At 64.7% G+C, this 12,124-nt stretch carries 8 protein-coding genes and 2 tRNA genes; 8 read left to right on the plus strand and 2 right to left on the minus strand.

Annotated elements, in window-relative coordinates; genetic code table 11:
• Positions 1-106 precede the first annotated feature (106 nt).
• Positions 107-1,105: a 2-dehydropantoate 2-reductase gene (locus CFB34_RS31220; protein ID WP_089440303.1), complete on the plus strand. Its 999-nt coding sequence runs from the start codon at positions 107-109 to the stop codon at positions 1,103-1,105.
• 173 nt (positions 1,106-1,278) lie between these two features.
• Here CFB34_RS31220 and CFB34_RS31225 read toward each other — a convergent pair whose 3' ends face one another.
• Both CFB34_RS31225 and CFB34_RS31230 read right to left on the minus strand, forming a co-directional pair.
• Positions 1,279-1,728 carry a MarR family transcriptional regulator gene (locus CFB34_RS31225; protein ID WP_039367176.1) on the minus strand — a complete coding sequence of 150 codons (450 nt, stop codon included), beginning with the start codon at positions 1,726-1,728 and terminating at the stop codon, positions 1,279-1,281.
• Between the two features lie 62 nt (positions 1,729-1,790).
• Positions 1,791-2,936 (minus strand): glycerate kinase, encoded by a 1,146-nt coding sequence (locus tag CFB34_RS31230; protein WP_089440302.1) that lies wholly within the window; start codon positions 2,934-2,936, stop codon positions 1,791-1,793.
• Between the two features lie 388 nt (positions 2,937-3,324).
• On the opposite strand from CFB34_RS31230, the gene tig reads away from it, so the two are divergent.
• From tig to CFB34_RS31265, 7 genes are all read left to right on the plus strand, one after another.
• Complete coding sequence (tig, locus tag CFB34_RS31235; protein WP_089440301.1) at positions 3,325-4,671, plus strand: trigger factor; 1,347 nt, start codon at positions 3,325-3,327, stop codon at positions 4,669-4,671.
• Between the two features lie 140 nt (positions 4,672-4,811).
• Positions 4,812-5,465 carry an ATP-dependent Clp endopeptidase proteolytic subunit ClpP gene (clpP, locus tag CFB34_RS31240; RefSeq protein WP_010092137.1) on the plus strand — a complete coding sequence of 218 codons (654 nt, stop codon included), beginning with the start codon at positions 4,812-4,814 and terminating at the stop codon, positions 5,463-5,465.
• 163 nt (positions 5,466-5,628) lie between these two features.
• Positions 5,629-6,900, plus strand: coding sequence for an ATP-dependent Clp protease ATP-binding subunit ClpX (gene clpX / locus CFB34_RS31245; protein WP_006489345.1), 1,272 nt, complete (start codon positions 5,629-5,631; stop codon positions 6,898-6,900).
• A gap of 197 nt (positions 6,901-7,097) precedes the next feature.
• A complete protein-coding gene (gene lon / locus CFB34_RS31250) occupies positions 7,098-9,521 on the plus strand; it encodes an endopeptidase La (protein WP_011352361.1) in 2,424 nt (807 codons plus the stop codon).
• Positions 9,522-9,725: 204 nt separating this feature from the next.
• Positions 9,726-9,801, plus strand: a tRNA-Val gene (locus tag CFB34_RS31255).
• Between the two features lie 23 nt (positions 9,802-9,824).
• Positions 9,825-9,901: transfer RNA gene (locus tag CFB34_RS31260), tRNA-Asp, on the plus strand.
• A 254-nt stretch (positions 9,902-10,155) separates the two neighbouring features.
• A complete protein-coding gene (locus CFB34_RS31265) occupies positions 10,156-12,090 on the plus strand; it encodes a SurA N-terminal domain-containing protein (protein ID WP_089440300.1) in 1,935 nt (644 codons plus the stop codon).
• Positions 12,091-12,124: the final 34 nt, after the last annotated feature.

The raw sequence follows: 12,124 nt of genomic DNA on the forward strand, positions 1-12,124 counted from the left end.
GTGCTGGGTCGCACGACCGCCGCACGTGGCATGCGGTCGCGCGAATGGTTGTGTCCGCAACTATTGAGCGCTATGCTCGTCAGTTCCCAGGAGACGGAATTTCATCATGAACGACACGAATTCAGGGTCGGTGCGCGCGGCGGTGGTCGGGGTCGGCGCGATCGGCGGATTGCTCGCGGCCGCGCTGTCGCGGGCCGGCATGACCGTGAGCGCGTATGCGCGCGGCGCGACGCTCGACGCGCTGAATGCGCATGACGTGCGTGTGATCGACGAGGCGGGCGAGACATCGTCGGTTCCGGTGCGGGCGAGCGACGATGCGGCCGCGCTCGGGGTCCAGGACTACGTGGTGATCGCCCTGAAGGCGCAGGCGTTGCCGACGCTGGCCGCGCGCATCGCGCCACTGGTGGGGCCGGACACCGTGATCGTCGCGGCGATGAACGGGCTGCCGTGGTGGTTCACGCACGGGCTCGCAGGCGCGCTCGACGGCGTGCCGCTCGATGCGGTCGATCCGGCCGGCGCGGTGTCGGCGGCGTTGCCACCCGCGCAGGCGATCGGTTGCGTCGTGCACCTGTCGTCGAGTACCGACGCGCCGGGCATCGTGCGCCGCGGACGCGGCAACCGGTTGATCGTCGGTGCGCCCGATCCGCGGCTTGACGTCGCCACGGCCCGGTTCGCCGCGGCGCTCGCGGCGGGTGGTTTCGACGTCGAGTCGACGCCTGCGATCCGGACCGAGATCTGGACGAAGCTGTGGGGCAACATGAACATGAATCCGCTGAGCGCGCTGACGGGGTCGACGGCCGAGCAGCTGCTCGACGATCCGTTCACGCAGGATCTCGCGCTGCGGATGATGGAGGAGGCGGCCGCGATCGGCGCGAAGCTCGGTCTGTCGACGGGGATGAGCGGGCCCGAGCGGATCGCGGTCACGCGCAAGCTCGGCGCGTTCAAGACGTCGATGCTGCAGGATTTCGAAGCGGGGCGCGCGCTCGAGATCGGGCCGATCCTTGGCGTGTTCCCTGAACTCGGGCGCAAGCTCGGCGTGCCGACCCCGTATTGCGACGCGGTGCTCGGGCTGCTCCGACAGCGCGCGACGAACAGCGGGCTGTAGTGCGGGCCGGGCCGCTGCATGCTCGACGCAGGCAAGGCGGCGCGCTGTGGTTCGTTTGCATCGCGTAGCGCGGCATGACGCAAAGCGGGCCGCCCACGTCGCGGATCAAGCGACCGGGGCGGCCCGTCGAATTCGTCGGATCAAACCTGCGGGCGCTGCGCCCGTGTCGCGGTTCAGTCGTCCCGCTCGGTCGCGTGCGCGACGACCTTGTCGAGCAGCCGTTCGAACGTCTGGCGTTCGCTGTCGGACAGGCACGCGAGCAAGCCGTCGTTCCACTTGCGCACGATCGGCATGATCTTGCGATGCAGCGCGCGGCCGTCGGCGGTGAGCGCGATCAGCACGATCCGGCCATCCTCCTCGCTTGCGCTGCGTTCGAGCAGCCCCTGGCGCAGCAGCGCCTCGGCTGCCCGGCTCGCCTGGCTCTTGTCGAGATTGGTGTGGCGCGCGAGATCCATGATCGAGAACGGGCCGAAGGCGCCGACGGCGGCGATCACGCGCGCCTCGGGCAGCGAGATGTCGAGCTTGTGCCGGTACACCTCGCCGATCCCGCGGTCGGAGCGCTTCGTGAGCGCATGGAGGCGATAGGTCAGAAACTGATCGAGCCCGGCTTGACGGCCTTTCATGTCGAATCCTGAAGAAAAAGGGCGGGCCCGATTGTTCCTGTATCGCGCGCTCGGGTCAACGGTCAGTGTGCGCCGTACTTCAGGCGTGTCAATTGCTCCGCTTCGTTCGCGAGCAGATTGGCCGCGTCGCGGATCGCGACGTCGAGCGTGATCGGCCCGGGAGCCGGCGAGAAGCAGCCGGAAAAATATTCGGACAGGCGCGGCAGCGCGGCCGGGTCGACCGCGCCCGACAGCAGCGATGCGGGCACGCCGGCGGCCTGCGCGTGGCGGCACGCGATGAACGGCGCCTTGCCGTGCAGCGTCTGCACGTCCGAGCGGCCTTCGCCGGTGATCAGCCAGTCGGCGCCGGCGAGCGCCGCATCGAGGCCGACCTGCCGCGCGACCACTTCGGCGCCCGCTTCGAACTGCGCGCCGAGCATGTGCAGCGCGAAACCGAGGCCGCCTGCCGCGCCGGCGCCCGGCAAGTCGCGGCCGCGACGGTCGAGCGCGGCTTCGAGGAGGTCGGCGAAGCGGGCGAGGGCGGCGTCGAGGGTTGCAACCTGCGCGGGCGTCACGCCCTTTTGCGGGCCGAACACGGCGGTCGCGCCGTGCGCGCCCGTCAGCGGGTTGTCGACGTCGGACATGCCGATGAATTCCGTTTCCTTCAGGCGCGGGTCGAGCCCCGACGCGTCGATGCGCGCGATGTCGGCGAGCCGCGACGGCACGGGCTCGACCGGCTGGCCGGCCGCGTCGAAGCACTGCAGGCCGAGGCCCGCGAGCAGCCCGGCGCCCGCGTCGTTGGTGCTGCTGCCGCCGAGCGCGACGAAGAAGCGGCGCACGCCTTCGTCGAGCAGCGTGCGGATCGCCTCGCCCATCCCGCGCGTGCTGCGCGCGTCGACCGGTACGCTCATGCCGACCGGATCCGTAATGCCGACGATCTCGGCGGTCTCGACGATCGCGGTGCGCGCATCGATCACGCCGACCGCCGCATCGCGTGCCGCGAGCGACGCGCCGGCCACCCGCAGCGTGCGCCGCGTGCCGCCGCCTGCCAGCATCGCGTCGAGCGTGCCTTCGCCGCCGTCGGCCATCGGGCAGCAGCGCACGACGGCGTCGGGCCGGGCGCGGCGGATGCCGGTGGCGATCGCGTCCGCGACCTGCTCGGCGGAAAGCGAGCCTTTGAACGAATCGGGCGCGATGACGACGACAGGCGCGGACGGGTGTTGCGGCATGGTGTCTCCGGAAGGCGTGATTGGTGTGACGAATATTGGGGCCGCGACGGCGGCGACCTCTCAATTGGAGCTTACAGGATGGCGGGCCCGTGGTGGATACGGCGTTCGGCATAGCGGCGATCCGCTTGCATTGCCGTGCAAAGGGCGGTTGACGCGGCGCGGACGCATGCGCGTCGCGCCGATCTGGCGGTGTGATGAAAATTGTTTGCTAGAATAGTCGATTCTTCCGGCCAAAGCCGTGCTCCGAGCCGCTTGCGCTAGCCATCCGGCGCGTGCAGGGATGGCGTGGCGCTCCGGCGCGGCGAGTGGATGTGACACACATCACGCCGCAGGCAGGCACGGCAAGGAAAACCCGATTCGCTCGAATAATTTTAGGACGATTGAAGCCATGGCTAACGTTGTTGAGAACCTCGGCAAGCTTGAACGCCGCGTGACGATTTCCCTGCCGAAAGACACCGTGCAGAAGGAAATCGACGCCCGTATCCAGAAACTCGCGAAGACCGTGCGCATGCCGGGTTTCCGCCCGGGCAAGGTGCCGGTGAAGATGGTCGCGCAACAGTACGCGGGTCAGGTAGAGGCGGAAGTGCTGAGCGACAAGATCGGCCAGGAATTCTTCACGATCAGCCGCGCGGAAAACCTGCGCGTCGCTGGCCAGCCGAGCTTCGAGCCGAAGCAGGAGCAGGCTGAAGGTGCGTACGCGTTCGATGCGACGTTCGAGGTCTACCCGGAAGTCAAGATCGGCGATCTGGCGACCGCTGAAGTCGAGCGCTCGACGACGTCGATCGGCGACGCCGAAATCGACCGCACGCTGGACATCCTGCGCAAGCAGCGCGTGCACTACCACGCACGTGGCGAAGCCGGCGAGCACGGCGACGGCGGCGCGGACACCGCAGCGAAGAACGGCGACCGCGTGACGGTCGACTTCGTCGGCAAGATCGACGACGTCGCGTTCCAGGGCGGCACGGCTGAAGATTTCCCGTTCGTGCTCGGCGAAGGCCGCATGCTGCCGGAATTCGAAACCGCGGCGCTGGGCCTGAAGGTCGGCGAATCGCGCACGTTCGACCTGGCGTTCCCGGAGGACTACCACGGCAAGGACGTCGCGGGCAAGACGGCGCAGTTCACGGTCACGATGAAGAAGATCGAGTGGCCGCACCTGCCGGAAATCGACGCCGAATTCGCGAAGTCGCTCGGCATCGAAGACGGCGATCTCACGAAGATGCGCGCCGAGATCAAGGAAAACCTCGAGCGTGAAGCGAAGCGCCGCACGCAGTCGATCGTCAAGAACCAGGTGATGGACGCGCTGCTGAAGATTTCCGAACTCGACGTGCCGAAGGCGCTGATCGAGCAGGATCAGCAACGCCTCGTCGAAATGGCTCGCCAGGATCTGGCGCAGCGCGGCGTGCCGAACGCGAAGGACGCACCGATCCCGGCCGAGATGTTCACCGAGCAGGCAGAACGTCGCGTGAAGCTGGGCCTCGTGCTGGCCGAGCTCGTGAAGGCGAACGGCCTCGAGGCGAAGCCGGAACAGATCCGCGCGGAAGTCGACGAGTTCGCGAAGAGCTACGAAGACCCGAAGGAAGTGGTCCGCTGGTATTATTCGAACCAGCAGCGCCTCGCCGAGATGGAAGCGTTCGTCGTTGAAAGCAACGTCGTCGATTTCGTGCTGGGCAAGGCGAAGGTGACGGACAAGGAAGTGAGCTTCGAAGCACTCGCGAGCGCATCGGCGCAAGCGTAAGTGTTGCTCTAGCGGCGTGCCGGCTGTCGGAGCGACGGCCCGCACGCCGTTTTTACGTCAAGCGCACGGTTGCCATTAATATGGCGATTGAGCGGGCGGCTTCCTTCCGTTCAATTTTCCATTCGAACAAGGTTCATTGAATGATCACTCGCGCTGAATTGCTGGACATGCTTGCTTCGAACGCGCCGCAGGGTTTCGAGGCGCAAGCGCTGGGGCTGGTGCCGATCGTCGTCGAAACGAGCGGCCGCGGCGAGCGTTCGTACGATATCTACTCGCGTCTCCTGAAGGAGCGCCTGGTGTTCATGGTCGGCGAAGTGAACGACCAGACCGCCAACCTCGTGGTTGCGCAGCTGCTGTTCCTCGAGAGCGAGAATCCCGACAAGGACATCAGCCTGTACATCAACAGCCCGGGCGGGTCGGTGTCGGCCGGCATGGCGATCTACGACACGATGCAGTTCATCAAGCCGGACGTGTCGACGCTGTGCATGGGCCTCGCGGCCAGCATGGGTGCGTTCCTGCTCGCGTCGGGTGCGAAGGGCAAGCGTTTCGCGCTGCCGAACTCGCGCGTGATGATTCACCAGCCGCTCGGCGGCGCACGCGGCCAGGCATCCGACATCGAGATCCAGGCACGCGAAATCCTCTACCTGAAGGAGCGGCTGAACCAGTTGCTCGCGCAGCACACGGGCCAGGACGTCGAGCGCATCGCGCGCGACACCGATCGTGATAACTTCATGTCGAGCGAGGACGCGAAGGCGTATGGGCTGATCGATCAGGTGCTGCTGAAGCGTCCGTGAGCTTAAACGGGGTGCCGCCCCGATTCGGGCGGCGCCGTCAAACGTCCCGAGTGCCCTGAGCATCTGCGGCAAGCGCATCCAGCCGGCTCCGGTCGCGCCCTAGGCGCGGCGTCCGGAGCAATCGGCGTATCATGTCATTTACCTGTCCGGAGGCTCTACATTCATGGCGGACAAAAAAGGTTCGAACAGCGAGAAGCTGTTGTATTGCTCGTTTTGCGGAAAGAGTCAGCATGAGGTGAAAAAACTCATCGCGGGCCCGTCGGTGTTCATCTGCGATGAATGCATCGACCTCTGCAACGAAATCATTCGCGACGAGGCGGCTGCCGCCGGCGTCGAGGCCAGCCTGTCCCGGTCGGATCTCCCGAGCCCGCAGGAAATTCGCGACATCCTCGATCAGTACGTGATCGGCCAGGAACGAGCGAAGAAGATCCTCGCGGTGGCCGTGTACAACCACTACAAGCGCCTGAAGCATCTCGACAAGAAGGACGACGTCGAGCTGTCGAAGAGCAACATCCTGCTGATCGGCCCGACGGGCTCCGGCAAGACGCTGCTCGCGCAGACGCTCGCGCGGTTGCTCAACGTGCCGTTCGTGATCGCCGATGCGACGACGCTCACCGAAGCCGGCTACGTCGGCGAGGACGTCGAGAACATCATCCAGAAGCTGTTGCAGAACTGCAACTACGAGGTCGACAAGGCCCAGCGCGGGATCGTCTACATCGACGAAATCGACAAGATCAGCCGCAAGTCGGACAACCCGTCGATCACGCGCGACGTGTCGGGCGAGGGTGTCCAGCAAGCGCTGCTGAAGCTCGTCGAGGGCACGATGGCGTCGGTGCCGCCGCAGGGCGGCCGCAAGCACCCGAACCAGGATTTCATCCAGGTCGACACGACCAACATCCTGTTCATCTGCGGCGGTGCATTCGACGGCCTCGAGAAGGTGATCACCGATCGTACCGAGAAAACCGGTATCGGCTTCGGCGCGACGGTCAAGAGCAAGCAGGAACGCGACGCGGGCGAGGTGCTGCGCGAAACGGAACCGGAAGACCTGATCAAATTCGGTCTGATCCCCGAATTGATCGGCCGCCTGCCGGTGGTCGCGACGCTCGGCAAGCTCGATGAAGCCGCGCTGATGAAGATCCTGGTCGAGCCGAAGAACGCGCTCGTCAAGCAGTATCACAAGCTGTTCGCGATGGAGCGCGTCGAGCTGGAGATCCGGCCGGGCGCACTGCAGGCAGTCGCCCGCAAGGCGATCCGCCGCAAGACCGGCGCGCGCGGTTTGCGTTCGATCATCGAACAGGCATTGCTCGACGTGATGTACGAGCTGCCGACGATGAAAGGGGTCAGCAAGGTCATCATCGACGAGAACGTCATCGATGGCGACGGCAAGCCTTTGCTGATCTACGAGGACACGCCGAAGGTGGCGGGTTCGAACTGACCGGCTTGCCGACGATGTTCTGCGAAAAAGGCCGTTCATGAGACCGTGGGCGGCTTTTTTTCGTTTATCTTGTGGGTAACTCTGACTCGACACGCGGTGGTTACTTTCTTACCGAATATTTCCCGCACTTGAAGGCTTGCAATTCGTTGTGGCGGCCTCAATTACCGAACAATTGATTCCACTCATGGGGAAATGAAATGTCAGGCACCCAACTTCTCCCGCCGGAACGCATCACGCTCCCGCTGCTGCCGCTGCGGGATGTCGTCGTTTTCCCGCACATGGTGATTCCGCTCTTCGTGGGCCGGCCGAAATCGATCAAGGCCCTCGAAGCAGCGATGGAAGGCGGCAAGCACATCATGCTCGTCGCCCAGAAAACCGCGGCCAAGGACGAACCGACCGAAAAGGACATGTACGAGGTCGGTTGTATCGCCAACATCCTGCAGATGCTGAAGCTGCCGGACGGCACCGTGAAGGTGCTCGTCGAGGGCCTGCAGCGCGCGAAGGCGTTGTCGATCGAAGAGCAGGAAACGCAATTCTCCTGCGAAGTGATGCCGCTCGAGCCCGATCACGCCGACAGCGCTGAAACGGAAGCGCTGCGCCGCGCGATCGTGTCGCAGTTCGACCAGTACGTGAAGCTGAACAAGAAGATCCCGCCGGAGATCCTCACGTCGCTGTCGGGCATCGACGAAGCAGGCCGCCTCGCCGACATGATCGCCGAGCGCCTGCCGCTGAAGCTCGACCAGAAGCAGCACATCCTCGAGATGTTCCCGGTCATCGAGCGCCTCGAGCACCTGCTCGCGCAGCTCGAAGCCGAGATCGACATCCTGCAGGTCGAAAAGCGCATCCGCGGGCGCGTGAAGCGCCAGATGGAAAAGAGCCAGCGCGAGTACTACCTGAACGAACAGGTCAAGGCGATCCAGAAGGAACTGGGCGAAGGCGAAGAGGGCGCGGATCTCGAGGAACTCGAGAAGCGCATCAACGCCGCGCGCATGCCGAAGGAAGCGAAGAAGAAGGCCGACGCCGAGCTGAAGAAGCTGAAGCTGATGTCGCCGATGTCGGCGGAAGCCACCGTCGTGCGCAACTACATCGACACGCTGATCGGCCTGCCGTGGCGCAAGAAGAGCAAGGTCAACAACGACCTGTCGAACGCCGAGCAGGTGCTCGACGAGGATCACTTCGGCCTCGAGAAGGTGAAGGAACGTATCCTCGAGTATCTCGCGGTCCAACAGCGCGTCGACAAGGTGAAGGCGCCGATCCTGTGCCTCGTCGGGCCTCCGGGCGTCGGCAAGACGTCGCTCGGCCAGTCGATCGCCCGCGCGACGAACCGCAAGTTCGTCCGGATGGCGCTCGGCGGCGTGCGTGACGAAGCCGAGATCCGTGGCCACCGCCGTACGTACATCGGTTCGATGCCGGGCAAGATCCTGCAGAGCCTCACGAAGGTCGGCGTGCGCAATCCGCTCTTCCTGCTCGACGAAGTCGACAAGATGGGCATGGATTTCCGCGGCGATCCGTCGTCGGCGCTGCTCGAAGTGCTCGATCCGGAACAGAACCACACGTTCGCCGATCACTACATCGAAGTCGATTTCGACCTGTCGGACGTGATGTTCGTCGCGACGTCGAACTCGCTGAACATCCCGCCGCCGCTGCTCGACCGGATGGAAGTGATCCGCCTGTCGGGTTACACGGAAGACGAGAAGGTCAGCATCGCCCAGCGTTACCTGCTGCCGAAGCAGAAGAAGAACAACGGGCTGAAGGAAGGCGAGATCGAGGTCACCGAGCAGGCGATCCGCGACATCATCCGCTACTACACGCGTGAAGCCGGTGTGCGTTCGCTCGAGCGGGAAGTGTCGAAGATCTGCCGCAAGGTCGTGAAGATGCTGCTGCTGAAGAAGGCATCGGGCGCGATCAAGGTCGACGGCGAAAACCTCGATACGTTCCTCGGCGTACGCAAGTACGACTTCGGCCTCGCGGCGAAGGAAAACCAGGTCGGTCAGGTGACGGGCCTCGCGTGGACGGAAGTTGGTGGCGATCTGCTGACGATCGAAGCCGCGGTGATGCCGGGCAAGGGCAACGTGATCCGTACGGGTTCGCTCGGCGACGTGATGAAGGAGTCGGTCGAGGCGGCACGTTCGGTCGTGCGCTCGCGCTCGCGTCGTCTCGGCATCAAGGACGAAGCGTTCGAGAAGCAGGACATCCACATCCACGTGCCGGAAGGCGCGACGCCGAAGGACGGTCCGTCCGCAGGCGGTGCGATGACGACCGCGCTGGTGTCGGTGCTGACGGGTATCCCCGTGCGTGCCGATGTCGCGATGACGGGCGAAATCACGCTGCGTGGTGAAGTCCTGCCGATCGGTGGCCTGAAGGAGAAGCTGCTTGCCGCGCATCGCGGTGGCATCAAGCTCGTGCTGATCCCGGAAGAGAACGTGAAGGATCTCGCCGAGATTCCGGACAACGTGAAGAACGCGATCGAGATCGTGCCGGTCCGCTGGATCGACAAGGTGCTGGAACTCGCGCTCGAGCGTTCGCCGACCCCGCTGCCGCCGGAAGAAGAGGCGAAGGCGGCGGCCCCGGTCGCCGATGCGGCGAAGGATGCCGGCTCGACGGAATTCGTCAAGCACTAAGCATCGGGACATCGTCGTTCCTGACGGTTGTTCACGAAACCCGCGGCATGGCCGCGGGTTTTTTTATGCGTCGCCGAATCGTGTGCGCGAACGTTTAAAAAATTCGCGCCGGGGCTTTGCAAAATGATCGGGGATGAATTAAACTTGCGGGCTCGCTGGTTGTTGATGCCGAAACGCAGATCGCAGCCAGAACGAATCGGAAACGGGTGCTTAGCTCAGCTGGTAGAGCGGCGCCCTTACAAGGCGTAGGTCGGGGGTTCGAACCCCTCAGCACCCACCAGTTTCCTGATTCAGCCAGACCAAGGAGCGGTAGTTCAGTCGGTTAGAATACCGGCCTGTCACGCCGGGGGTCGCGGGTTCGAGTCCCGTCCGCTCCGCCAGAAAATGAAGAAGCCCGCCTTGTGCGGGCTTTTTCATTTGCGTTTAGCGGCGCCTGCAAGCGCAGCCGCGGCCTGCAGCATGTGGGCGAATCCCGTCCGCTCCGCCAAACGAACGAAAGTGCCCGCCGCGTGCGGGCATTTTTGTTTTGTGCGCCTGTTTGCCGCGCCGTAGTCGCCCACGCGACGCCTGCTTTTCTCCCGTCCCACTCCGTATGTTGTAATATCGGTCGTTTTGTCCAATTTTCCCGTCACGCATGCTCGATTTCTTCCGTAATCACCAGCGCCTGATGATGGCGCTCCTGCTCCTGATCGTGTTGCCGGGGCTGGGTTTCGTCGGGATCCAAGGCTTCCGCGGCTTCTTCGACGACAGCGCGAACGTCGCGGCAGTCAACGGGCACAAGATCACGCGGGTCGAATTCGACGGCGCGTTCCGTCAGCAGATCGATCAGGCGCGTCAGGCGCTCGGCGGGCAGTTCGACATCAAGATGTTCGATACGCCCGAGCACCGCAAGCAGGTGCTCGACGGCCTGATCCAGCAACGCGTGCTGGCCGACGAGACCCAACGTCTGCACCTGACCGCATCCGACAACGCCGTGCGCGACGCGCTGATGAGCGACCCGATGATTGCGTCGCTGAAGAAGCCCGATGGTTCGATCGACGTCGAGCGCTATGCGCAACTGCTGTCGTTCCAGGGGATGACGCCCGAGCAGTATCAGGAGCGCGTGCGCTACAGCCTCGCGCTGCAACAGATTCCGGCCAGCATCGTGTCGAGCGCATTCACGCCGAAGAGCCTCGCGCAACGCCTGTCCGAACTCGCCGCGCAGCAGCGCGAAGTGCAGGCGCTCGTGCTGAAGACGAGCGACTTCGCCGCGAAGGTTCAACCGACCGATGCGCAGCTCGCCGCGTACTATGACGCGCACAAGCAGAGCTTCGCGACGCCGGAGACCGCGACGATCCAGTACCTCGTCTATTCGCCCGCCGCAGCGGCCGCGGGCGCGCAGCCGACCGAGGCGGACATCAAGAAGTTCTATGACGACAACCCGACGCACTTCCGCACCGAAGCACAGGTGCGCGTGAGCCACATCTTCATCGCCGCGCCGGGCAACGCAAGCGCGGCCGACAAGGCTGCGGCGAAGGCGAAGGCCGAGCAGCTGCTGGCCGACGTGAAGGCGCATCCGGACCAGTTCGCGCAGATCGCGCAGAAGAGCTCGCAGGACGCACCGTCGGCCGCGAAGGGCGGCGACCTCGGCTTCATCACGCGTGGCTCGACGGCAGGCGGCAAGGCGTTCGACGATGCCGCGTTCGCGCTCAAGCAGGGCGACGTGAGCGGTGTCGTGCAGTCGGATCTGGGCTTCCACATCCTGAAGGCAACGGAAGTGAAGCCGGCCGCCGTCAAGCCGTTCGCTGACGTGAAGGACCAGATCGCAGTCGAGCTCAAGCAGCAGTACGCATCGAAGGCGTTCACGGACAACGCGGAAGGCTTCACGTCTACCGTCTATGAAAAGGCCAAGACGCTGCAGCCGGCCGCGGACAAGTACAAGCTGACGATCCAGACGGCCACCGTCACGCCGACGCCGAATCCGCAGCTGCCGCCGACGAGCCCGCTGAACAATCCGAAGTTCCTGGCCGCGGTGTTCGCCAACGACTCGGTGAAGAGCCAGAACAACACGCAGGCGATCGACGTCGGCAACAACACGCTGATCTCGGCGCGCGTGACCGACTACAAGCCGGCCGCCGTGCCCGCGCTCGACGCGATCAAGGACGTCGTGCGCCAGAAGGTCGTTGCCGAACAGGCTGCGGAGCTCGCGAAGAAGGACGGCGCGGCGAAGCTTGCCGAACTGCAGAAGTCGAAGTCGGTCGACGGGTTCGCGGCCGCGCAGAAGGTGTCGCGCACGCAGTCGCAGGGCCTGACGCCGGCTGCACTCAGCGCCGTGTACAAGGTCGATGCGAAGACGCTGCCGGCGTACGTCGGTGTCGATCTCGGCGCGGACGGCTACGCGATCTACCGCGTGAACGCGGTGATCCCGGGGTCGGCGGTCGATCCGCAGCAACTGGCCGCCGCGCAGCAGCAGATGGCGCAGGTCGACGCGCAGAGCGAAGGCGAAGCGTATCTCGCCGCACTGCGTGACCGCTCGAAGGTGAAGCTGTACGGTTCGACGGCCAGCCAGACGCAGGACGGCGACAACTGAGCGTCGTTTCGCACGCAACAAAAAGCCCCGCTTC

The sequence above is a fragment of the Burkholderia sp. HI4860 genome, from assembly GCF_002223045.2.
In the GTDB taxonomy this organism is placed as follows: domain Bacteria; phylum Pseudomonadota; class Gammaproteobacteria; order Burkholderiales; family Burkholderiaceae; genus Burkholderia.